Here is a 21,405-nt window from a genome sequence, read left to right on the forward strand (position 1 = left end):
GTTGCTGCAACGGCATGTGCAGCAGACGCGACGTATTGATCACATACACGAGGTCGAGCGGTGCCTCGCCGACGAAGGTGGCGATGCGCACGGTCATGGAATCGTCCGCCGCATCGGCAACGCGGTGATACACGAGGACCGCGACGCACGGCGCGGCATCGCCCGCGGCCGGCACTGCGCCGAGCGCCGTTCCGCCAGCCTGAGCGTTGAACGACAGCGTGCACGCGAGCAGGGATACCGCAGCCACGGTGCGAGGTGCCAGGCGCGAGCCGCACCGGCAGTGAATGCGAGAGGCAATCTTCATACGCACTCCGGATTCCGCGCAACAACCGCGCGCCGGGCGGGCGCTCGACGATCACGGTGCGGCCTCCCGGGGCCAGCCGTGATCTTCGCGGTTTCGGCAAGCGCGTTGACACCGTTGCTCAGTACTTGCCGGACATCGTGGTGAAATCCGCTCGTCTCGTGCGACACGGCAGACCTCCTCGATGACGTGTCCGCGCCATCAGGCGAACGCCGCAGCCGTCAGCGTATTTCAACCATTGCGCCGGGGCGCCGGTTTGACGTGCATCAACGAGAACGGAGTGATCTCGCAAAGCCCCGCATATGCTCGCGAGATCGCTGGCGGTTGATCCGTATCAAACGGCGCGCCCGCGGGATCTGCGATGCTGCTTTTGTTCCGCGCTGGCCGAACAGGAGGGCACGATGACACGCGATGAAGTACCGATATGCGAAAGTGCGAAGACTGCACGCGGCGAGTCGCAGTCCGTGCCGGCGGCGCTTGCATGAGCACGGTCGCAAGCATGTCCGACGCGCCCGGCCGGTATCACTGCCTGCTGGCGGTCGTGCGCAGCGCAGGCGGCTACCCCGCCTTGCTGGTTGATTACGCATACGCATGGGCGGCCAGCGATGCACTCGTGCACGTGATGACGCTGCCCGAGGCCGCGCACGCGGACGCCGCCGCCGCGCGCGACGCGCACGCGCGCCCCGATGGTGCTTGCGGCCCGGATCTCGCGACAGCCAATGCGGTGCGCGACTCGCTGCTCGCGCGGGGCCTCAACTCGACCGCGGCGCTACTGCCTTACGCGAACGCTGACAAGGGATTCACCTCCGCGGTGGCGGACGCGGCAATCAGCCTCGGCGCGGATGTTGTGCTGACGTGCTACCCGGGGCTTGCTCATCTCGCGCACGTTTTGCCGTGCAGTGTGCTGTACCTGCCCGCGGACGGCTCGCGCCGGTTCCGCATTCCTCCCCGCCGCATCTTCGTCGCAAGCGACGAGAGCGCGAGCGCCCGCGGCGCGTTCGGAGAGGCGCGCAGGCTGGCCGGCGAGGACGCGCAATTGCGCGAGGCGTGCGTCTCGTTCGAGCCCGCCACGCCGGTGGTGCCGGGGTCCGCGACCATCATGCTCGCAGCGACCCACCACGGCGATACGCTCGCGCACGCGATCCTACAGGCCGCTCGCGAATGGCGCGCCGATCTGCTGGTGCTCGGCACCCACGATCCGGCACGCCAGGCGCGCTGGCGGTTCGGCAGCGTCGCGAGCGCGGTCACGCTGCTGACCGACATGCCGCTTCTGGTCGTCCCGCAGAAGTGCTGATGCGGCCAGGTGCTTGCGATACACCTCGGTCACGCTGGTCGCCATCGGGCTGTCCAGATAGACGGGCACGTGCACCATGCGGCCGGTTTCCTTCAGCCTGGCGATGTAATAGAGAATCTCCTGCGCGCGTCCGACCGCGAAACACGGCATTACCACCACGCCGCCTTTGGCAAAGGTGCGGCTGAAAAGCCGCTCGAGTTCGTCCTGCGGATTCGAGTCCGGATGCAGGCGGTCGCCATAGGTCGACTCGACGACGAGGTAATCCGCATGCGCGAGCGGCGTGGGCGCGCGCATGATCGGATCGTCGGGACGGCCGACGTCGCCGGAAAACACGAGCACCTTGTGATTGCGGCACATGACGACGCTCGCCGCGCCGAGGATGTGCCCCGACGACAGGAAACGGAAGCTCAGCCCATGCGGCAACTCGACGGGCGTGTCGAAGCGCCGCGGCGCCATGAGACGCAGCGCGCGCTGCGCGTCGTCGCGCGTGTAGAGCGGAAGTGCGGGGCGATGTTTGGAAAACCCGTGCCGGTTCGCGAAGTCCGCTTCTTCTTCCTGCAGTTTCGCGCTGTCGGGCAGCATGATCTCGCAGAGCGCGGCGGTGCCCGGCGTGCAATAGACGGGACCGTGAAAGCCGTTTCGCGCGAGCAACGGCAGATAGCCACTGTGATCGATATGGGCATGAGTGAGGATCACCGCGTCGATCGAATCGGCCGGCACCGGCAGCGGCGCCCAGTTGCGCAGTCGCAGATTCTTAACGCCCTGAAACAAGCCGCAATCGACGAGGATGCGCAAACCTGATTCTTCGAGCAGATACTTCGAACCGGTGACGGTCTCGCTTGCACCGAGAAAGGTCAGCCTCATGATTCCTCGGTGGCGCCGCGATCGGTTGGCGCCGGGTTCATTTCAGCCGATTTGGGCTCCGGGCTTTTGACGTGGATCATGAGTCGTGCACCGGGGAGCGCTACAGTGACATCGTTGCTCACGTGGCGGGTCGCGCTTTGCGCCGCAGCCATACCGATTGCCGATCCTGGATTCACCGTACCTGGGATGAGCCGATGAACGATGCGCACCGCGTCGACTGGTGGAACGAAACGACGCCTCAGCCGGTGGCGAGCAGGCACGCGGCGCTCTCAGCGGAGCCCATGCGCACGTATGACTTCGTTCTGCTCGGTGGTGGCGCGGCGAGCGTCTCCGCGGCCCGCGCGTTGCGCCGGGAAAACTCGGACGCCAGTATCGCCTTGCTTGGCGCGGAAACGGCGCTTCCCTATTCGCGGCCGCCGTTGACCAAGGATTTTCTGAACGGCGCACTCAGCGGTCTCCAGCTCGCATTGCATCCTTTCGAATTCTACGAAGCACAGCGTATCGAGTTGATGACCGGCGCGCAGGCCATGCGCGTCGAGCCGGAGACGCACATAGTCTCGCTCGCGAACGGGCGGCGAGTCGGCTACGGCAAGCTGCTGATTGCGACTGGCGCATCGCCGCAGCGTCCGCTGCTGCCGGGACATCAGTTGCGCGGCATCCAGTTCATCCACGACATCGCCGACGCGGCGGCGTTGCGCGAAGCCGCGGGCATGGCCCGGCGCGCGGTGGTGCTCGGCGCGGGCTTCGTAGGCATCGAGGTAGCGGCGGCGCTGCGCGCGGCGGGCCTCGAGGTGACCTTGCTCGAACGCACGGCGCAGGTGATGCCGCAACTGCACTCTGAGGTGCTATCCGCCTGGTTCGCGAATCGTTGTGCGGAACAGGGCGTTCGCGTGCTGACCGGCTGCACCGTCACGCGCTTTCTGGGCAACAGTCATGTGACCGGTGCGCTTACTCAAACCGGATTGCAGCTGGATTGCGAACTGGTGGTCGTGGCTATCGGCGTGTCGCCCAACTGCTCGTTTCTCGAGGGCAGCGGCATCGAGCTCGGCGACGGCGTGCTGGTCGACGAATTCCTGCGCACGTCGGACCCTGACATCTACGCGGCCGGCGACGTCGCGAATTTCTACGATCCCGTGTTTGCGGTCAGAAGGCGCATCGAGCATTGGGACAACGCGTTGCGGCAAGGCCGCGTGGCTGCGCGCAACATGCTCGGCAACGGCGTGCCGTATCGTGACGTGTCGATCTTCTACGGCAACGCGTTCGGCACGACCTATACATTCATGGGCTACGCTGAGCCGGCGAACGAGACCGAGACCGAGACCGAGACCGTCGAACGCGGCGCACGGTCCGATGGTGCGTGGTCCGTGCTTTATCTGCGGCACAACATCCTGCGCGCGGTGTTCTCGGTGGGCCGCAGCGCCGAGGAAGCCGCCGCCGCCGAAGAACTCATTCGCCATCGCGTTGGGCTGCATGCGGCGCGCGCGCGGCTCGCGGACCGCGCCTTCTCGTTGACGAACCTGCCTACGCAAACCGTGCTGATCCTGCAGGGCGGGGGAGCGCTCGGCGCATTCGAGTGTGGTGCGATCCAGACGCTCGAAGAGAGCGGCGTGCGGCCCGATGTGATCTCGGCGGTATCGATCGGCGCCTTCAACGGGGCGATCGTCGCGAGTCATCCGGGGAAGGCCGCGGAGCCTCTGGCGCAGTTCTGGCGCGATCTTTCGATTGGCCTGCCAGGCCGCGCCGCCTCGGCGGCGCATGAGATGCTGGTGCTTTGGCACACACTCTGGTTCGGCATACCGAATTTTTTGCGGCCGCGCTGGTGGAACGGAGAACTCGGTGCCTACGCGCTGCCGTGGTGCTGGACGAGCTACTACGACCCCAGCGCGATCAAGACGCTGATCCGCCGATATGTCGATTTCGACTCGCTGGCGCGCAGCCCGACGCGTCTGCTGATCGGCGCGGTCGATGTCGAAACCGGCGAACAAAAGATCTTCGACAGCTACGTCGATCGTCTGAGCCCGGACCATCTGCTCGCGAGCGGCAGCCTTCCGCCCGCAATGCCGTGGACCACGATAGACGGGCATACCTACTGGGACGGCGGCATCGTCAGCAATTCGCCCCTCGAGCTCGTCATCGAGCGGTGTGGACGCATCGGCGCACGGGTGTTCGCGCTCGACCTGTTTTCCGGCGGACGGCCGCTGCCGTCGAACCTGATCGACGTGATGCGCCGACGCGACGAGATCGTGTACACCGATCGTACACGAAACGATCTGCGCTTCGAGGAATACGCGAACGACTTCAGCGACCTCGTGCTCGAACTGCTACGCGAAGTCGACGCCGGGACTGCAAGGCGCTTTCAGCAGCGGCCCAATTACATCCGGCTGATGGGTAACCGTACGCCAATTCACTTGTCGCGGATATCGTTGCGCGACGAGCTGCCCTTTGCCGCTGACTTCGACTTCTCGGCCGGCACGATCGAAGCGCTGCAGCGACGCGGCCGCGAAGCTGCGCGCCATGCGCTCGACGAATCGCACGGATAACGCTTTGGGGAGAATGGCCATGCCGCTGCACAATGCTGACTTTGTCGCGGCGTTCGAGGAAATCGCCGATCTGTTGGAATTACAGGGCGAGACCAATCCGTTCAGAATCCGCGCGTATCGGCGCGCCGCGCGCAACATGTCGGGGCTGGGCCGCGACCTTGCCACGATGATCGCGCGCAACGAGGATCTCCACGCCGTGGGCGGCATCGGCGCGGACCTCGCCGCGAAACTCCGGGAGATTGCCGCGACGGGCACGTGCGCCTTGCTCGACGAGTTGCGGCACAAGGTTCCGGCCGGCCTGCCGGAGATGCTGACCCTTCCTGGCGTCGGCCCGGGACGCGCCCGGATGCTGCACGAGACGCTGCACATCGATTCGCTCGACGCGCTGCGCGAGGCCGCCAGCGCGGGCAAGCTTCACGCGGTGCCGGGATTCGGCGAGAGACTGGAGTCGCGCATCCTCGAGGCGATCGACGCACGCCGCAGCAAGTCGCACCGTTTCCTGTTGACGGATGCTCGCCAGAATCTCGAGCCGCTGCTCGGGTGGCTCAACGCGATCCCGGAAACGGTCGAGGCCGTCTGCGCGGGCAGCTATCGGCGCAGGCGCGAGACGGTGGGCGATCTCGACATACTCGTCACGTCGTCGAACGCGGCCGCCGTGATGCGGCGATTCGTGCTTTACGACGACATCGAAACGGTCCTGGCGAGAGGCACGACGCGCGCGAGCGTCGTGTTGCGCGGCGGACTGCAGGTCGATCTGCGGGTGGTCGCGCCGGAACGTCTCGGCGCCGCCCTTGTGTACTTCACCGGCTCGCGGGCGCACAACATCGCAATCAGGCGCATCGCGCAGGCGCAGGGCATGAAGCTCAACGAGTATGGCGTGTATCGCGGCGAGCGCCGTGTCGCGGGCGCGACCGAAGAGTCCGTGTATCGTTCGATCGGGCTTGCCTGGGTTCCTCCGGAGCTGCGCGAGGATCGTGGCGAAGTCGAGGCGGCCCGCACGGGCAGATTGCCCGAGCTGGTCAAGCTGGGGGATCTGCGTGGAGACCTGCACGCTCACACGAACGCCTCCGACGGGCGGGACAGCCTGCGCGATATGGCGCTCGGCGCTCGCGCACGCGGCCTGAGATATCTCGCGATCACCGATCATTCGCGGCGGCTGGGAATCGCGCACGGCCTCGACGCGCAACGGCTCGCGCGGCAGATCGACGAGATCGATCGGCTGAACGCCGAACTGGACCGCATCGTGCTGTTGAAGGGCGTGGAGGTCGATATTCTCGAAGACGGCCGGCTCGATCTTCCCGATGACCTACTGAGCCGCCTCGATATCGTGGTCGCGTCGGTGCACAGCCATTTTGGCCTCGCGCGCGCGAAGCAGACCGCCCGGATTCTGCGCGTGCTCGATCATCCGTATGTGTCGATTCTGGGCCATCCGACCGGACGGCTGCTGCTCGAGCGCGAGCCGATGGCGCTCGATCTCGAGCGGATCATCGCCCGCGCGGCTGAGCGAGGCTGCTGCCTCGAACTGAATTCCCAGCCGCAGCGGCTCGACCTCGACGATGTTGCATGTCGCGCGGCGAAGCAGGCGGGCGTGCTGGTGTCGATCGCATCGGACGCGCACAGCCGCGGCGCGCTCGGCAACCTCGAGTGGGGTGTCGCCCAGGCGCGTCGCGCGGGTCTTTCGAAGGTGGACGTTCTCAACACGAGGCCGATCGCGCAACTATGGCCGCTATTGCGCAAGCGTATCGCTGACGATCAGGACGCCGGAACAATCGATTCGTGAGTGAAACCGGCGGCATGCCGCGGCTCGAATCGCCTGCGAGGCCGCCTACGTGTCCGCGTCGAGCAGTTCGTGCGCATGGCGCGTCGCCGTATCCGTGCGCAGCGAGGCGAGCGCTGCGGTTTCGATGCGGCGCACCTTTTCGCGGGATACGCCCAGCTCCGTGGCGATACGTTCGTAGGTCTGCGGCTCCCCGCCTCCGATTCCGAAACGAAGTCGCAGCACCTGAGCGTCGATGGCCCCCATGCGCGACAGCGCCGAGCTCAGCAACTCGTGCATGCGTGCATTCGCGAGGTTGGCGAGCGGCGAGAGCGCCGAGTCATCCGCGACCAGATCGACGAGCGCGGTGTCGTCCTCGCCGCACAGCGTATCGAGCGAACCGACCTCGACGGGCAGATCGAGCAGCTTCTGGAGCCGGGCGCGCGGCAAGCGCGTCACGTGCTCCATCTGCTTCGTCGTGGGCTTGCGTCCGAGCTGTTGCTTCAGCTGTTCGAGCGCGAGGCCCACGCGAGCGCGCTCATCACCGACATGCACGGGCACGCGGATCATGCGCGCCCTGTCGGCCAATGCGCGGCGGATCGCTTGCCGGATCCACCAGGTCGCGTAAGTCGAAAACTTGAATCCGCGGCGGTAGTCGAACTTTTCCACCGCGCGCATCAGACCGATGCAGCCTTCCTGCAGCAGATCCGCCAGATCCATCCCGCGGTTCGGATAGCGGGTCGCGAGCGACATCACGAGACGCAGGTTGGCCTCGACCATGCGGGCCGTTTCCGTTGCAATACGGGCCTCGCCGGTGGCAACGCCCAAAAGTGACGTTTGCGTGTCCTCATCGGCAGCATGCGCAGCGCTCGCGGATTTCTCTCGCAGGGCGGTCGCGGCCTCCGCGTTTGCGAGTTCGCGCGCCCGCGTGACCACGGGCGACTCCCAGCCCGCCTGTATGAGTCGCGCGGCGACGCGCATGCGCGCATCGCGCACGGCGGGTGTGGTGACCTTGCCGTGCGGCCGCGCGTGCTGCAGCACCGACACGCATTCCCGCATCTCGGCGAGCGCGGCGGCAGAAAGTTTGCTCGTCGCCGCCGCCGCATCGTCGAGCGTCATGCTCACGATCGATGGCAAGCCCGAAATCGCGTGTAGAACTTCGCTGCGGCCGCTCTCGATCGACTTTGCGATCTCCACCTCTTCCTCGCGCGTGAGAAGCCGCACCGCATGCATACGGCTCGCGAAAAGCGCAAGGGGGTCGGTCGAGGCAGTCTGCGCCGAGCCGAACACGCCGGTGTCGGCATCCTCGTCACCGAGGGCGGCGGCCTCGGCGCAGCAGGGTTGGTTCAAGCGGGCGTCGCTGCTCGCGGGCGGCGCGTCCAGCACGGTGACGCCGAACTGCGAGAGCGTCGCGCAGGCGACTTCGATCGTGTCCTCGCATGCCGCGTCACCGGGCAGCGCGTCGACGATATCCGCGTAGAGGAGATAACCCCGTTGGGTAGCCAGTTCGAGAAGTCCGGCGAGACTGAGGCCGGACCTGTGCGTGTCTCGGGCACGGTCCTTCGTCATCATGGCATTGGCGGATCGACCGCAGGTTACGGGGTTCGAGCCCCGTTGGCCGGCACACACTGTGCAGGGAGGGAAGGCGATACCGGCGCCGCCGTCACCGGGCGCATATGCAGCCACGGGTGCGGAATTCAACCCCCGCAGCCCGGTTTTCGCACAACCACGTTCGCGGTGCGGGATCGAAGTGACGTTCTCTTTGACGCTCGTCAATTGAATGGCCCCCCTCGTGCCTACACTCATCTGCAACAGGGTAGGGCCCTCGATATGGAGACTCACTATGCAAGCCTCGGACATCATGACCACTCCGGTCGTTTCCATCGCACCCGACAGGTCGGTCTACGACGCGGCGAAGCTGCTGACGGAGCACCACATCAGCGGCATGCCGGTAGTCGACGACAACGGCGACGTCATCGGCGTCGTCAGCGAGGGCGATTTGCTCAGACGCGTCGAAACGGGTACCGAAACGCAGCGCCGCTCGTGGCTTGCCGAATTCATGGCGCCCACGCGTGAACTCGCGGCCGAGTATCTGAAGGAACATTCGATCCAGGTGCGCGACGTGATGAGCGCGCCGGCGCTCACCGTCCATCACGCCGCCCCGCTCACCGAGGTCGCCGAACTGCTGGGGCGCAAACATATCAAGCGCCTGCCGGTGTTGCGCGATGGCAAGCTCGTCGGCATCGTCAGCAGGGCCAACCTGGTGCGCGCTCTCGCGAGTTGTGCGCCTGCGCAGCTCGATGCGCAACCGTCGGACGAACAGATTCGTCGTGCAATTGCGAAGGATCTCGATGGACATCGCTGGGCGATGGCCTCCGACGGCCTGATCGTCACCGAAGGTGTTGTGCATTGCTGGGGTGTGGCGCGTTCCGAGGAAGAACGCAAAGCAATCCTCGCGGCGGCAGCGCGCGTGCCAGGTGTGAAAGGAGTGAAGGACCACATGGAATATCCGGGCTTCTTCTCGTCGATGTGAGATGCGGTGCACGACTCGTCATGCCGCGTGATCGGCAGGCTCGTTGCCGAAGGAGCCGGGGTGCGGCGCACGTTCAGGGCATTCCCCACCTTATTGAGGTGCCTCGATCGGATGGCTGCCGTGACGCGCACGATGATCCTGTCCGTGCGCAATGGCGCCGCGCGGCGCGCCTTTTGCGCGTTCACGACCTGTATAGGATGGGGTTCGATCCGGTGCTTTCCGCACAGGAATCGACCGAGGGAAGCGACGCGCACCTTCGCATCGCCGACGTCCTGATCGCATAAAGACGTGCTCGCGGCGGATGTCGTGAGGGTCGTCTATTCCCTTTGGTGGATGGCGATGCCTGCGATGATGAAAGGCTACATCGACCGCGTATTCAGCCGGGGGTTCGCGTATGAGACGCAACCAGACGGCGTTCACGGCCTGCTGTCGGGGCGCCGTGCCGTCGTGGTGACCATCTCCGCAGCACCGCTGGCCTGGTTCGTGGAGGACGGCCGATGGCAAGCGATGCAGCTGCTGCAGGATACCCATGTGTTCCGCGCATCCGGTTTCGACCCGATCGGGCACCTGCATTTCGACGCAGTCGGCCCGGCGATGCCTCACGCCATGGCCGCCACGCATTTCGCCCAGGTGCGTGAATTCGTTCGCGGGCATTTCGCGTCGGTGCCGGCGGCGTGAACGACAGGTCAATGGCCACATGTGGCCGCCATGCAGGGAGCAGTGCCATGTATCGCTTCTTCCGGAGATTCGAACGGCTGGCGTTCGGGATCGTGACCGCATCGGCCATCGTATGCGCAGGGGTTCTCGTAGTGCACCGGTTCGGGGATGTGTCGCTGCCCGATTTCGTGCCGCAGGACGCCGTGAATGCCGGCTTCCCGTTTGCGTTTGTTTGCGAGGACCTGAACCAGATGGGCTCGTGCGAGCAGCTGCTGCTGGCCAATCGGACGGGAGCGAAATGAACGCCGGAGTGCTCGTCCGGATGGCTGAAATCCACGGATGAAGCCAGCAGCGCTCATGTGCGCAAACGTCTGCTCCTACGAGCGATGCAGGCGGCCTGAGAAAAACCGTTTGAGCAGCCGCACCAGTCCGACGACGCCTGCGCTCGCCAACAACCACAACAGAAGCACGTAGCCGATCATCTTCCAGAACTCGCCGACCCGCTCCTGCATGATCATGTTCGTGTAGGAAGGGGCATCCATGGCGGCGTTCTGTGTCGTTGCGCGGTAGAGAAAGAAGGAGCGGCAGATGGCGTCGTCCGGTAGCGCAGCGAGCAGCACCGAGCCGGAAGGCATGCTGCCGACCTTTGCGCACTGTGGCGCCGTCATTCCCGCGACGATTGCATCGTCGACCGGATGATCGGCGATGGCGCTCAGCCAGGTGATGGCCGTCACCACCAGAATGCTCAAAGACGCCGCGTACCACCACGTGTAGCGCCGCCGTTGCGGCGCTCGCCTGTCTTCGACTTTCATTGCGGTACTCCGTTACTGCGTGTCGCGGCGTTTGCCGGTGATGGCAAATGGAACCGGTTGCCGCACCGGTTTCATACTGCTGTATCGGTGCCGTGCCGTTTTTGACATGGCTCAAGGACCGCTGCAGGGGATTGACGGCGTGCCGCCGCAGGGAATGCCTGAGCTGGCTGAAGAATCTTTCCCGGATGTCCTCGCCAGAGCGCCCGTTGATCTGCGTCAAGTGACGCGATGCGATCTGGGCGGAAACTTGAATATTTGTCGCCCTCCACGTCAACCGAAGACGATGGTCGGATCAATTCATGGTTTGCGTGTCAATTTGCGCGTCTTGCCCGGCGTGAGGCCGCGATTCGAGGCGCTGCCGCGCAAGGCAGACCATTTGCACAGGAGCCGGATCATGCTGAGTCCGCACGAATTCGCCACACTCATGTTGATCAATGACGGTCACGCGGTCGAACATCTGGAACGTGCCGAACTGGAAACCCTGCGAACCCGGCAGCTGATAGTCGTGGAACGGCGCGATAGCGCGAGCGCTCGCGCAAGTCTGACCCCGCGCGGCAATTCTGTGCTCCTGGCGGCGGCCCGGATGCGTTAGCCGTGCGCCGCGACGACCCGTTGCCATGACCCAAGCGCTAGTTGATCGACGTCAATTGCATGGCGGCTCGCTTATCTATCCTCGGAACTGAAGGCATGACTGCGTGCGTTCGCCGCGCGGTCGGTCAATTCCGAAGGAGGAACGATCATGAGAGTAGATGAGTGCTATAGCCGCGGGACTGTTCACATCCCGGTGTCCTGCAACCTGCAGGAAGCGGCGCGGCAAATGGCATCGCAGCACGTCGGCGCGTTGATCGTGACCGACGACGTTATGCCAGGCGAGATGGTTGGGGTCATAACCGACCGCGATATCGTGTTGAAAGCGGCAGCGTTCGGCAAATCGCCGAACGAGATGGCGGTCGGCGAAGTGATGACCAAAGGTGTCGCGATGGTCAACGAAATGGCGGATCTGGATGACGCGATGCAAGTCATGTCCAGTCAAGGTGTGCGGCGCCTCGCCGTCGTCCGGGACGACGCTTCCATCGTTGGCATCCTGTCGCTCGACGACGTCATCGATGCCTTCGGCCGCGATTGGAGTTTGCTGACGGGCATTCTGCGCAGCGAGCTCAACCGCGAAAAAATCGGCAGCGTGCAGGCACCCTTGCACGTTTAGCCGTCGACGCCTGCGCCGTGCCGCCGCTGGGGAGCTTTCATGCACGCTTCAAAGACTCCGTTTCTCGCTGTCCGGGATCTGGGACAGCGCCTCGCCGATCGGCCCTCCGACTTCGACGCAGTGCTGGACATGGCGCGCGGCCGGGATATTGTGCTGCTGGGCGAAGCGACACACGGCCCTGCGGAGTTTTATCGCCTGCGCGCGCAAATCACGCAGCGTCTGGTCGACGAGTGCGGCTTCGACGCCGTGGCAATCGAAGGCGACTGGCCGGATGCATGGCGCGTGAATCGCTTCGTGCAGGGCGAGAGCGCCGACGACGCCGATTCGGCACTCGACGATTTCACGCGGTTTCCCACGTGGATGTGGCGCAATCGCGAAATGCGCGACTTTTCATCATGGCTGCGGGCGACCAATGCGGCCAGGCCGCCCGGGCAACGCGTCGGGATTTACGGGCTCGATCTGTATAGCCTCTATCGTTCCGCCGACGCGGTCATCCGCTATCTCGACGCGAACGATCCGCGCGAAGCCGAGCTCGCGCGGGCGCGCTACGCGGCACTCGACCATGTGCGGGAACCGCAGGCGTACGGCTACGCCGTGGCGATGGGGGCTCGGCCGTCCGCCCGCGACGCAGTGGTCGAGCAGTTGATGCAACTGCGTGCGGACGAAGCGCATTTCCTGGCGCGCGACGGTCTCGATGCGCTCGATGGGCAGTTTTTCGCCGAGCAGAATGCCCAGGTCGTGGTCAACGCCGAGGTCTACTACCGGGCGATGTTCGGCGGCAGGCTGAACACGTGGAACCTGCGCGATGCGCATATGGCCCGCACGCTATTCGCGCTCACCCGCTACCGCGTCCGGCGGGGCGGCAGCGGCCGGATCGTGGTGTGGGCCCACAACTCCCATCTGGGCGACGCGCGAGCCACGGAGTCGTACTGGCGAGGCGAATGGAATCTTGGCCAGATCGTGCGCGAACAGGTGGGAGACAAAGCGTTGCTGGTGGGGTTCACCACCTATACGGGCCATGTTTCCGCAGCCTCACGCTGGGATGGCGATGTCGAGCAGAAGTGGGTACGGCCCGCCTTCGATGGAAGCTGGGAGCACCTGTTTCACACGACTGGCTACGACCGCTTCTTCCTGCCGCTGCAGGATGACTCTGCCGCGCCGCTGCGTGAAGTGCTGCACGAGCGCGCGATCGGCGTGCTGTATCTGCCCGACACGGAAAGGGAAAGTCATTATTTCGGAGCGTCGCTGGCCGCGCAATTCGACGCGGTGTTTCATCTCGACGAAACCAGTGCTCTCGAACCGCTCACGCCGCCCGGTATCTGGCACCACCGCGAGGCAGCGGCACCGGCGGCACAAGTCTAGCGCGCTGGGCAACGCGCCGACTACGCGTGAATCGCGGCGCGGCCGCTCGCTCGCGCGACCTAACCGCCCAGCGCAGCAACGGCGATCTCGCGTGTCCTGCTCGACTGTGCCGGCATCAGGTCACGGACGAGTTTGCAGACGACCAGCGCGAAGAGCACGCGCACGGCGCGGGCGGGATTATGGATGCAGGCATCGACCTGGACGCTTCTGCTGTGTCCAGACACGCACCACAGACACAGATGCTCGCAGTTGTTGGTGAGCAGCCGGTAGTTGCGCTCGCCGAGTCGCGATTGCGCGCGGTGCGCAGCCTCGAAGCCGCTGTATTGCGCATGAGGATGCTGGATGAGTTCGATCTCGTGGCCCGCCGCGAAACGTTCGATCGACACCGCTTCGACCGGACCGCCGCAGAGTCGGCTGGACAGACCTGCATAGTGAATCACCCGGCCGTTTCCGACATAAATGCCGTGATGCATGTAACCTGCGCGCTTCGTGCAGAGATGGGCGCCGACCGGCAAGTCGCGCATGGACACATGGTCGATGCATGCGGATGTCTGCTGCAGGCTCATGGCTAGCTCCCGAACGTTGCAGCGGCACTGGGTCCATTGGAACAGCGTCGTGGAGCTTGACTCTGCTCGCCAGGTGGCCGCCGAAGGCTTGCGTTCCCGTCACGCCTTAAGCATCGGCGATGGCAGCGGCGGTCACAATCAGCCCCGGCCGGGATTGGCGTCCGATCTTTGCCGGCCGTGTCAGAAAGATCCGAGGGTTTTGGAGCGAAGCACTGATACCGAAGCGCGAATGCTGCGGCGCCCGGGTGAGCGAGCACACGAGCTCCCCGACGCCGCTGCCGATGAAGGCCGCCTCAGTCGGGTTGCGCAGTTTCGTGCGAGCGCGCCGCGCCGGCCAGATCAGGATAGTCGTTGTACCCCGCCGCGCCGCCGCCGAAGTAAGTGCTGGGATCGGGCGTGTTCAACGGCGCATCGGCCCGTAGCCGCTCGACGAGATCGGGGTTCGCAATGTACAGCCGGCCGAACGCAATCAGATCTGCGCGGCCCTGCGCGCAAGCCTCGATAGCGAGGCGCCGGTCATACCCGTTGTTCGCGATATAGCGGCCGTGGAACGCGTTGCGCAGCGCTGCGTAGTCGAAGCCGCCCGGCACCTCGCGCGAGCCTTGCGTGACGCCTTCGATGATGTGGATGTACGCGAGTCCAAGCGCATCGAGCTGCTCGACGACATGGCAATACGTCCGCAACGGCTCGCGATCCGGTTCGGAACCGTTCACGGGACTCACCGGTGAAAGCCGGATGCCGGTGCGCCCGGCGCCGCATACGGATGCCACCGCCTGCGCCACCTCGAGCAAGAGCCGCGCGCGGTCTTCGAGGCTGCCGCCGTAACGGTCCGTGCGCCGGTTGCTGTGCTCACGCAGGAATTGTTCGAGCAGATAGCCATTGGCCGCGTGAATCTCGACGCCGTCGAAGCCGGCGTCGAGCGCGCGCTGGGCCGCACGCCGGTAATCCCTGACGATGGCCGGAATCTCGTCGGTGTCGAGCGCGCGCGGTGTCGGGCAGGGTTTGAAACCGCCGGGGGTATAGGACGTCGCGCCAACGGCCGCGAGCGACGAAGGGGCGACCGGCAACGCACCACCCGGCTGCAGGTCCGGATGAGAGATGCGACCTACGTGCCAGAGCTGCGGAAAGATCCGTCCGCCGCGCGCATGCACGGCCTCGGTCACGCGGTGCCAACCTTCGGCCTGTTCGTTCGTGTAGAGGCCGGGCGTGAGGTCGTAACCGCGCGCGGACGGCGAGATGTTCACGCCTTCGGTGATGATGAGAGCTGCGCTCGCGCGCTGTGCATAGTGTTCGACCAGCAGGGTTCCCGGCACGCCGTCAGCGCCTGCGCGGCAACGCGTGAGCGGCGCCATCACCACGCGGTTCGCGAGCGTGAGCGTGCCCAGCTGTACCGGGTCGAACAGGCTGCTCGCCGACGGCGCGGCCGAGGAAGAGGGAGAGGGGTTTGCGGATGACATTGATGGGATCTCCTGAATGACAGGGAACGATGGCGCAGATTGGCCGGTATAGAGGCGAGCCTGAAGCAGTGCTTCGTCAGCTCTGCCGAAGCCGCTCAGCGCGCCGCTCCGGGTTCGCCCGCGACCGAGGCTCGCCAGCCGCCTCCGGTGGCCTCGAACAGTTGCGCGGTATCGAGGTAGCGCTGCCCCGTGGCTTTCGCGTAGCCGATCCGCGCCTGCGCATAGAGGCGCTGGGCCACCAGGACGTCGAGCAGGCTGGCCGATCCCACCCGATAGCTTTCCTGCGAAAGGGCGAGCGTGGCCTGGGCGGAATCGAGCGCGGCGCGTTGCGCCGCGATTTCCTCGGCGTCGTGTTCGAGCGCCTTGAGGGTGTCGGCAACCTGGCCGAACGCCGCCAGTACGGTCTGCCGGTAGATGCCGAGCTGGGCGTCAAATGCATAGATAGCTTCCTGCCGCTGCGCCCTCAGCGCGCCGCCATGAAATAGCGGTGCGGTGAGACCCGCCGCCAGGCTCCACAGCCCATTGGCGGAGTCGAACAGCGGCCCCATGTGCGCGGCTTGCTGTGTCCATGATGCGCTCAGCGTGATCGACGGATAGAGTTCGGCGGTCGCGACGCCGATCGCCGCGCTGGCCGCATGCAGTTGCGCCTCGGCGGCGAGGATGTCCGGTCGAGCGCGCACGAGCGCGGATGGCAGAGTAACCGGCAGTTCCACCGGCAGGACCAGCATCGCGAAGTCGAACCGCGGCGCGGCCCATTCCGCAGGCGTTTTGCCCGCGAGAATCGCGAGCGCGTCGTGAGCGGCGCTCAGCTGCTGCTTGAGCGGAGGCACCAGGGCAACGTCGGCGGCGAGCAGGCTTTGCGCCGTCAGCACGTCGGTGCGTGCGGCCCGGCCCACGCTGCGTTCTATTTCGACAAGCTCGAGGTTGTGCTGGTCGAGCGCAATGATGTCCTGCACGGCCCGCAGCTGTTCGCGTGCACTTGCACCCGTAATCGCCGTGTTGACCGCGTTGCCGGTCAGCGTGAGCCAGGCGGCCGCGAGCGCGTACCGCTGGACCTCCGCGAGCGCCGTATTCTCCTCGACCTCGCGGCGCACGCGGCCGAACAGGTCCGCCTCATAGCTTACGGCGGGGCCGATCGTGAATATCGTGCCGCTCGTATGCGCGGCGCTGCCGAACCCGTCGACGCTCACACGCTCGCGTTGCGCGCCCGCGTTCAGGTCCACCTGCGGAAAGTAGCCGCCGCGCGCGACGAGGATCGCCTGCTGGGCCTGCGCGAGCGTCGCGCGGGCGGTATCGAGCGTCGGGCTGTTCGCGACGGTGAGCGACAGCGTGTCGTCGAGTTCGCGCGATCTGAAGAGCGACCACCACTCGCCGACGATTTCCTCGCCGAACTGCAGATGCTGCTGCGGACTCGTCGGGCCGGCGCCCGGCAGCGTGATCGGCGTTGACCGGTAGCCGGCCTCGAGCGAGGTGGCGGGCTTGGAGAAATCGGGGCCGACGGCACAGCTGCCCAGCATGGTCAAGATCACGAAGATGATTGGCAGGAGCACGAGCGGACAGCGACTCGCGGAAGGGCAGGACGCATGGAGGATGGAATTCATGGGATCACTCGTAGCGCAGCGCTTCGATCGGGTTTAGACCGGAGGCCTTACGAATGCAGCAAGCGTCGCGAGCGCCGCGGCGGCGGCCCACGCCCTCCGGTTGCGAGCGCGGCCACGCGTCGGCGTGGACCGCGTGTCGCGCTGCGCCTGCGCGGGTCCCGCCGCTGGGGCCGCGGCTGGCCGCTTGCTATCCTGCTCGATGACGGAGTCCGGCATGACTGCAATCCCCTGACATATCCGCTGACATCCAGCTGCGTGAACCGGTGAGGCCGGAGCGGCGGCTCAGCACCCGCTGTCCTTCGAAGCCATGTTCGGCCGTCGCGAATGCCCGTCGATTGACGCATGTCAAACGGGTCGCTGGGTCGTTCTCTACAGTAGCCGTGTCGAACTGCGCAAACGCGTGTTCTCAACATGGCCAACCAACAGATGCGGACCCGGATCGTGCTCGGCGGCATCCTGCTCGGCATCGCTGCCGCGGCTTATGCCGCGCTGCGTCTGCCCGCGCTGTTCGGCCGACACGAGGCGGTGGAGCGCATCGTCGTGTCGGGCAACATCGAGGCGCATCAAAGCGTGCTGAGCGTCACGCAGGTGCAGGCGCCGCTCGTCTACCTGCCTTTCGACGAGGGGGCCTACGTCGCGCGCGGCACCGTGCTCGCGCGAGTCGATGACCGCATCTACCGGCGCCAGACGGAAATCGACCGGGCCAATCTGAACGTCCAGCTCGCCCAGGTACAGGCGAACCTGAGCACGCAAAGCGCCGCGCAACACAGCGTGAAGAGCGACCAGTTCGATCTCGCGGAAAAAAAGCTCGATTACGGCCGCGCCGAAGTGCTCGCGCAACACGACGTGGTCTCGCAGCAGACGCGCGATCTCGCCCGGACCGCCGAGCGCCAGTCCGCGGCGACACTCGCGCACGACAACGCGATGGTCGAGGTCGCGCAAAACGACGTGGCGCTCGCGCAGGCCAACGTCGAGGCGGCGCGCGCGAAGTTGCAGCTCGATGAAACGACGCTGTCGTACACCGAGCTGCGCGCGCCGTTCGATGGCGTGATCGCGGTCCGGGAAGCCGAGCTCGGCCAGCTGGCTGGACCGGGCGTGGCCGTGTTCACGCTCGACGAGCTCGATCACGTGTGGTTGCGCGCCTATGTGAACGAGCCCGACATCGGCCGCATCCGGCTCGGCGAAGCCGCCGATGTGAGCACCGACGCGTGGCCGACCCATGTCTATCACGGGAGGGTGAGCTTCATCTCGCCGCAGGCGGAGTTCACGCCCAAGACCGTCGAAACGCATGCCGAGCGCGTCACGCTCGTCTACCGGGTGCGGATCGACATCGACAATCCGACGCACGAGTTGCTGCCGGGCATGCCGGCAGACGCGTCGATCGCGCCGGTCGCAAGCGGAAAATGAGCACGCCTGACGTGCAGCCGGCGATCGTCGTGAACGGCCTCACGCGTCGTTTCGGCGCGCTGGAGGCGGTACGCGCGGTGAGCCTCGCGATCGCGCCGCGCGAGATCTTCGGGCTCGTCGGCCCCGACGGTGCCGGCAAGACCACGCTGATGCGCATGCTAGCCGGCGTGCTGCGCCCACACGGGGGCACGATCGAACTCGATGGCATCGACGTGGTCGGCGAGCCCGAGCGCGCGAAGGCCGTGCTCAGCTACATGCCGCAGCGCTTTGGGTTGTATGAGGATCTGACCGTCGACGAAAACATCTTCTTCTACGGCGAACTATTCGAGCTGTCGCGCGCGAAATTCCGCGAACGCACGGCCGAGCTGCTCGACGCGGCCGGCCTCGCGCCGTTCCGGAGGCGGCTGGCGGGGCAGTTGTCGGGCGGCATGAAGCAGAAGCTCGGTCTCGTTTGCGCGTTGATTCATACGCCGCGCGTGCTGCTGCTCGACGAACCGACGACCGGGGTCGATCCGGTGTCGCGGCGCGACTTCTGGGCGATTCTCTACAGGTTGCGCGAGCAGGGCGTGACGATCGTGCTGTCCACGGCCTACATGGACGAGGCCGAGCGCTGCTCGCGGCTCGCACTGCTTCACGCGGGAACGGTGCGCTGCTGCGACACGCCGCAGCGGCTCAAGGATCTCGTGCGCGGCTCGTTGCTCGCGGTGGCCGGTGGCAATCCGCGCAGCAATGGCGCGGCGCTTGCCGATGCGCCTGGCGTCGCCGGTGTGCTGTTGATGGGCGATCGCGTGCATGTCCGGGTCGACGATGCGTCCGCGCGCCGCGACGAACTCGCGCGGCGGCTCGCCGCGCGAGGCTTGCCGCATGAGCCGGTGGTTGCGGTCGAACCCGGTATCGAGGATGTGTTCGTCGCGCTGGTGGGAGATTCGGCGTGAGCGCGCTCGCCGCCGACGCTGGCGCGGCGCAGGAGCCGGTCGTGCTTGCCCAGGGGCTGACGCGGCGCTTCGGCAACTTCACCGCGGTAGACGCGCTCGATCTGAGCATCGCGCGCGGCGAGGTGGTCGGGTTCATCGGCCCCAATGGCGCGGGCAAGTCGACGACGATCCGGCTGCTGTGCGGGCTGCTGTCGCCAAGCGCGGGCACCGCCCGGGTCGCCGGCTTCGACGTCGCGACCGAGGCGGAATCCGTGCGCGCCCACATCGGCTACATGTCGCAGAAGTTCTCGCTGTATGCCGATCTGACTTGCCGTGAGAATTTGCGCTTTTTCGGCGGCATCTATCGTGTGCCGCACGCGTCGCTCGATGAGCGTATCCGCTTCGTCATCGGCATGGCCGGACTCGAAGACCGCGAGGATGCGCTCGTGCGCACCCTCGCGGGCGGCTGGCGGCAGCGCCTCGCGCTCGGCTGCGCGATCCTGCATCAGCCGCCCGTGCTGTTCCTCGACGAGCCGACCTCCGGCGTCGAGCCACAGGCGCGCCGGCGTTTCTGGGATCTCATTCACGAGCTGGCCGCGCAGGGCGTCACGGTGCTGGTGTCGACGCACTACATGGATGAAGCCGAGTACTGCAACCGCATTGCGCTGATCGATGCAGGTCGGCTCGTCGCCATCGGCAGTCCTGGCGAATTGCGCGAGCGCGAACTCGGCGGCGCGCTGTACGCACTGGCGTGCACGCCGCCAGGCGAGGCGGTCGCCGCGTTGCGCACGGCGCCCGGCGTGCTCGAGGCCGCGATCTTCGGTGACCAGATACACGTTCTGATGAGCCGTGGCGGCGATGCATCGGCGTTGCCGGCGCGACTCGCGCAAGCGCACATCGAGGCATCCACGCCGGTCGAGATCGCGCCGGGCCTCGAGGATGTGTTCGTGCAACTCGTGACGCGCAACGCGCGCAGCGGGAGCCGGCGATGAGCGTGCGGCGCCTGTTGGCGATGGCCTATAAGGAAACGCTGCAGATCTGGCGCGACCGGCGCAGCCTTGCGATCGCGCTCCTGATGCCGCTCATGCAGATGGCGTTGCTCGGTTATGGGGTAAGCCTCGACATCCGGCGCGTGCCTTTGTGCGTGCACGATGAGGAGCGCAGCCAGACGAGCCGCGAGCTGGTGCAAAGCTTCGTCGCGTCGGGATGGTTTTCGACGGTCGCGCTGACCGACAGCGAGCGCGAAGTGCGCGATGCGATGAATCGCGGCACCTGCAACATGGCGGTGACGATTCCGGTGGATTTTTCGCGCGTGCTGACGACGACGGGCGCAGCGTCCGTGCAGACCATCGCCGATGCAAGCGATACGAACACGGCGAACATCGCCATCGGTTATGGGCAAGGTATCGTCGCCGAGGTGACGACGCTGTTTGCCGCGCGCTGGAACGACGCGCATGGCTTGCGGCCGCGGCAGTATGGCGTCGTCGATCTGGAACCGCGGGTCTGGTACAACGAAGGGCTCGACAGCCGCAACTTCATCATCCCCGGGGTCGTGGCGGTGATCCTCGCCCTCGTGGGTGCGCAGTTGACCTCGCTCACGGTGGCGCGCGAATGGGAACGCGGCACGATGGAGCAACTGATCTCGACCCCGGTCAAGCCGCTCGAAGTGCTGTTGGGCAAGCTGTTGCCGTACTTCGCGATCGGCTTCGTCGACGCGGCGTTCTGCCTGATCGGCGCGGTGTACTGGTTTCACGTGCCGTTTCGCGGCAGCGTGTTGACGCTGCTCATCACGACCGCGCTGTTTACCGTGGTGGTGCTCGGCATCGGCTATCTGATGTCGGTGCACATTCGCAGCCAGCTCGGCGCGAGCCAGGTCGCGCTGCTGCTGACGATGCTGCCCACCACGATGCTCTCCGGCTACACCTTCGCGATCGACCAGATGCCCAAGGCGATCCAGGCCATCACGCTGCTCGTCTATGCGCGCTACTACGTCACGATCCTGCGCGCGATCTTTCTCAAGGGCAGCCCGCTCGCGGACCTCGTCGTGCCGCTCGCGGCGTTGGCGTTGTACGCGCTCGTCATCATCGTGCTGAGCGTGCGGGCGTTCAGAAAGAGTCTGGATTGAAGCGCCAAACCG

The 21,405-nt window shown here is 65.9% G+C and carries 18 protein-coding genes and 2 pseudogenes; 13 read left to right on the forward strand and 7 right to left on the reverse strand.

The window, feature by feature from the left end; genetic code table 11:
* Window positions 1-304: pseudogene (locus EVC45_RS47160) on the reverse strand (hypothetical protein); the annotation flags it as partial.
* Window positions 305-1,400: 1,096 nt separating this feature from the next.
* Between EVC45_RS47160 and EVC45_RS48055 the strand changes: the two are divergent.
* A complete protein-coding gene (locus EVC45_RS48055) occupies window positions 1,401-1,595 on the forward strand; it encodes a universal stress protein (RefSeq protein ID WP_373683115.1) in 195 nt (64 codons plus the stop codon).
* Here EVC45_RS48055 and EVC45_RS38250 read toward each other — a convergent pair.
* Window positions 1,575-2,459, reverse strand: a pseudogene (locus EVC45_RS38250) (MBL fold metallo-hydrolase); the annotation flags it as partial. The gene EVC45_RS48055 and the pseudogene EVC45_RS38250 sit on opposite strands and share 21 nt — an antisense overlap.
* A gap of 281 nt (window positions 2,460-2,740) precedes the next feature.
* Here EVC45_RS38250 and EVC45_RS38255 point away from each other — a divergent pair.
* On the forward strand, window positions 2,741-4,999 hold the full coding sequence (locus EVC45_RS38255) for an FAD-dependent oxidoreductase (RefSeq protein ID WP_129963329.1): 2,259 nt from the start codon (window positions 2,741-2,743) through the stop codon (window positions 4,997-4,999).
* Window positions 5,000-5,018: 19 nt separating this feature from the next.
* On the forward strand, window positions 5,019-6,779 hold the full coding sequence (gene polX, locus EVC45_RS38260) for a DNA polymerase/3'-5' exonuclease PolX (RefSeq protein ID WP_129963306.1): 1,761 nt from the start codon (window positions 5,019-5,021) through the stop codon (window positions 6,777-6,779).
* 45 nt (window positions 6,780-6,824) lie between these two features.
* Here the strand turns inward: polX and EVC45_RS38265 are convergent, their stop codons facing one another.
* Window positions 6,825-8,327, reverse strand: a complete 1,503-nt coding sequence (locus tag EVC45_RS38265) for a sigma-70 family RNA polymerase sigma factor (RefSeq protein WP_168991616.1) — start codon at window positions 8,325-8,327, stop codon at window positions 6,825-6,827.
* A gap of 271 nt (window positions 8,328-8,598) precedes the next feature.
* Here EVC45_RS38265 and EVC45_RS38270 point away from each other — a divergent pair, with 271 nt between their 5' ends.
* From EVC45_RS38270 to EVC45_RS38280, 3 genes are all read left to right on the forward strand, one after another.
* The gene (locus tag EVC45_RS38270; protein WP_129963308.1) at window positions 8,599-9,288 is read left to right on the forward strand and encodes a CBS domain-containing protein; all 690 of its coding nucleotides are present in this window, start codon (window positions 8,599-8,601) and stop codon (window positions 9,286-9,288) included.
* 339 nt (window positions 9,289-9,627) lie between these two features.
* Window positions 9,628-9,966, forward strand: a complete 339-nt coding sequence (locus EVC45_RS38275) for an NAD(P)H-dependent oxidoreductase (RefSeq protein WP_248295423.1) — start codon at window positions 9,628-9,630, stop codon at window positions 9,964-9,966.
* A 47-nt stretch (window positions 9,967-10,013) separates the two neighbouring features.
* Window positions 10,014-10,247 carry a hypothetical protein gene (locus EVC45_RS38280; protein ID WP_129963310.1) on the forward strand — a complete coding sequence of 78 codons (234 nt, stop codon included), beginning with the start codon at window positions 10,014-10,016 and terminating at the stop codon, window positions 10,245-10,247.
* Window positions 10,248-10,322: 75 nt separating this feature from the next.
* On the opposite strand, the gene EVC45_RS38285 is transcribed toward EVC45_RS38280, so the two are convergent.
* On the reverse strand, window positions 10,323-10,757 hold the full coding sequence (locus EVC45_RS38285) for a hypothetical protein (RefSeq protein WP_129963311.1): 435 nt from the start codon (window positions 10,755-10,757) through the stop codon (window positions 10,323-10,325).
* 106 nt (window positions 10,758-10,863) lie between these two features.
* On the opposite strand from EVC45_RS38285, the gene EVC45_RS47165 reads away from it, so the two are divergent.
* The 3 genes from EVC45_RS47165 to EVC45_RS38300 all read left to right on the forward strand — a co-directional run bounded on the left by EVC45_RS47165 (window position 10,864) and on the right by EVC45_RS38300 (window position 13,323).
* Window positions 10,864-11,349 (forward strand): hypothetical protein, encoded by a 486-nt coding sequence (locus EVC45_RS47165; protein WP_248295421.1) that lies wholly within the window; start codon window positions 10,864-10,866, stop codon window positions 11,347-11,349.
* A gap of 147 nt (window positions 11,350-11,496) precedes the next feature.
* Window positions 11,497-11,961: a CBS domain-containing protein gene (locus EVC45_RS38295; RefSeq protein ID WP_129963312.1), complete on the forward strand. Its 465-nt coding sequence runs from the start codon at window positions 11,497-11,499 to the stop codon at window positions 11,959-11,961.
* Window positions 11,962-12,000: 39 nt separating this feature from the next.
* Window positions 12,001-13,323, forward strand: coding sequence for an erythromycin esterase family protein (locus tag EVC45_RS38300; protein ID WP_129963313.1), 1,323 nt, complete (start codon window positions 12,001-12,003; stop codon window positions 13,321-13,323).
* A 59-nt stretch (window positions 13,324-13,382) separates the two neighbouring features.
* Here EVC45_RS38300 and EVC45_RS38305 read toward each other — a convergent pair whose 3' ends face one another.
* The 3 genes from EVC45_RS38305 to EVC45_RS38315 form a co-directional block, all read right to left on the reverse strand.
* Window positions 13,383-13,889, reverse strand: coding sequence for a lecithin retinol acyltransferase family protein (locus EVC45_RS38305; RefSeq protein ID WP_129963314.1), 507 nt, complete (start codon window positions 13,887-13,889; stop codon window positions 13,383-13,385).
* A 293-nt stretch (window positions 13,890-14,182) separates the two neighbouring features.
* A complete protein-coding gene (locus tag EVC45_RS38310; protein ID WP_129963315.1) occupies window positions 14,183-15,346 on the reverse strand; it encodes an alkene reductase in 1,164 nt (387 codons plus the stop codon).
* Window positions 15,347-15,441: 95 nt separating this feature from the next.
* A complete protein-coding gene (locus EVC45_RS38315) occupies window positions 15,442-16,947 on the reverse strand; it encodes an efflux transporter outer membrane subunit (RefSeq protein ID WP_129963316.1) in 1,506 nt (501 codons plus the stop codon).
* A 411-nt stretch (window positions 16,948-17,358) separates the two neighbouring features.
* Between EVC45_RS38315 and EVC45_RS38320 the strand changes: the two genes are divergently transcribed.
* The 4 genes from EVC45_RS38320 to EVC45_RS38335 are packed head-to-tail and all read left to right on the forward strand — an operon-like array spanning window position 17,359 to window position 21,393.
* Window positions 17,359-18,354, forward strand: coding sequence for an HlyD family secretion protein (locus EVC45_RS38320; protein ID WP_129963317.1), 996 nt, complete (start codon window positions 17,359-17,361; stop codon window positions 18,352-18,354).
* A complete protein-coding gene (locus EVC45_RS38325; RefSeq protein WP_129963318.1) occupies window positions 18,351-19,289 on the forward strand; it encodes an ABC transporter ATP-binding protein in 939 nt (312 codons plus the stop codon). The genes EVC45_RS38320 and EVC45_RS38325 overlap by 4 nt, the downstream gene beginning before the upstream one ends.
* A complete protein-coding gene (locus tag EVC45_RS38330) occupies window positions 19,286-20,260 on the forward strand; it encodes an ABC transporter ATP-binding protein (RefSeq protein ID WP_129963319.1) in 975 nt (324 codons plus the stop codon). The genes EVC45_RS38325 and EVC45_RS38330 overlap by 4 nt, the downstream gene beginning before the upstream one ends.
* On the forward strand, window positions 20,257-21,393 hold the full coding sequence (locus tag EVC45_RS38335; protein WP_129963320.1) for an ABC transporter permease: 1,137 nt from the start codon (window positions 20,257-20,259) through the stop codon (window positions 21,391-21,393). Before EVC45_RS38330 ends, EVC45_RS38335 begins: the two co-directional genes overlap by 4 nt.
* The last annotated feature ends 12 nt before the right edge of the window (window positions 21,394-21,405 follow it).

Origin of the sequence: Paraburkholderia sp. UYCP14C (assembly GCF_004197395.1) — a bacterium.
Classification (GTDB): Bacteria; Pseudomonadota; Gammaproteobacteria; order Burkholderiales; family Burkholderiaceae; genus Paraburkholderia.

Excerpts from the sequence above, each read along its gene's own strand:
- EVC45_RS38285 (WP_129963311.1), bottom strand. The coding sequence starts at position 10,757 with ATGAAAGTCGAAGACAGGCGAGCGCCGCAACGGCGGCGCTACACGTGG.
- EVC45_RS38275 (WP_248295423.1), top strand. The coding sequence starts at position 9,628 with ATGCCTGCGATGATGAAAGGCTACATCGACCGCGTATTCAGCCGGGGG.
- EVC45_RS38265 (WP_168991616.1), bottom strand. The coding sequence starts at position 8,327 with ATGATGACGAAGGACCGTGCCCGAGACACGCACAGGTCCGGCCTCAGT.
- EVC45_RS47165 (WP_248295421.1), top strand. The coding sequence starts at position 10,864 with ATGGCTCAAGGACCGCTGCAGGGGATTGACGGCGTGCCGCCGCAGGGA.
- polX (WP_129963306.1), top strand. The coding sequence starts at position 5,019 with ATGCCGCTGCACAATGCTGACTTTGTCGCGGCGTTCGAGGAAATCGCC.
- EVC45_RS38270 (WP_129963308.1), top strand. The coding sequence starts at position 8,599 with ATGCAAGCCTCGGACATCATGACCACTCCGGTCGTTTCCATCGCACCC.
- EVC45_RS38295 (WP_129963312.1), top strand. The coding sequence starts at position 11,497 with ATGAGAGTAGATGAGTGCTATAGCCGCGGGACTGTTCACATCCCGGTG.
- EVC45_RS38335 (WP_129963320.1), top strand. The coding sequence starts at position 20,257 with ATGAGCGTGCGGCGCCTGTTGGCGATGGCCTATAAGGAAACGCTGCAG.
- EVC45_RS38310 (WP_129963315.1), bottom strand. The coding sequence starts at position 15,346 with ATGTCATCCGCAAACCCCTCTCCCTCTTCCTCGGCCGCGCCGTCGGCG.
- EVC45_RS38315 (WP_129963316.1), bottom strand. The coding sequence starts at position 16,947 with ATGAATTCCATCCTCCATGCGTCCTGCCCTTCCGCGAGTCGCTGTCCG.
- EVC45_RS48055 (WP_373683115.1), top strand. The coding sequence starts at position 1,401 with ATGCTCGCAGCGACCCACCACGGCGATACGCTCGCGCACGCGATCCTA.
- EVC45_RS38300 (WP_129963313.1), top strand. The coding sequence starts at position 12,001 with ATGCACGCTTCAAAGACTCCGTTTCTCGCTGTCCGGGATCTGGGACAG.
- EVC45_RS38255 (WP_129963329.1), top strand. The coding sequence starts at position 2,741 with ATGCGCACGTATGACTTCGTTCTGCTCGGTGGTGGCGCGGCGAGCGTC.
- EVC45_RS38320 (WP_129963317.1), top strand. The coding sequence starts at position 17,359 with ATGGCCAACCAACAGATGCGGACCCGGATCGTGCTCGGCGGCATCCTG.
- EVC45_RS38280 (WP_129963310.1), top strand. The coding sequence starts at position 10,014 with ATGTATCGCTTCTTCCGGAGATTCGAACGGCTGGCGTTCGGGATCGTG.
- EVC45_RS38305 (WP_129963314.1), bottom strand. The coding sequence starts at position 13,889 with ATGAGCCTGCAGCAGACATCCGCATGCATCGACCATGTGTCCATGCGC.
- EVC45_RS38325 (WP_129963318.1), top strand. The coding sequence starts at position 18,351 with ATGAGCACGCCTGACGTGCAGCCGGCGATCGTCGTGAACGGCCTCACG.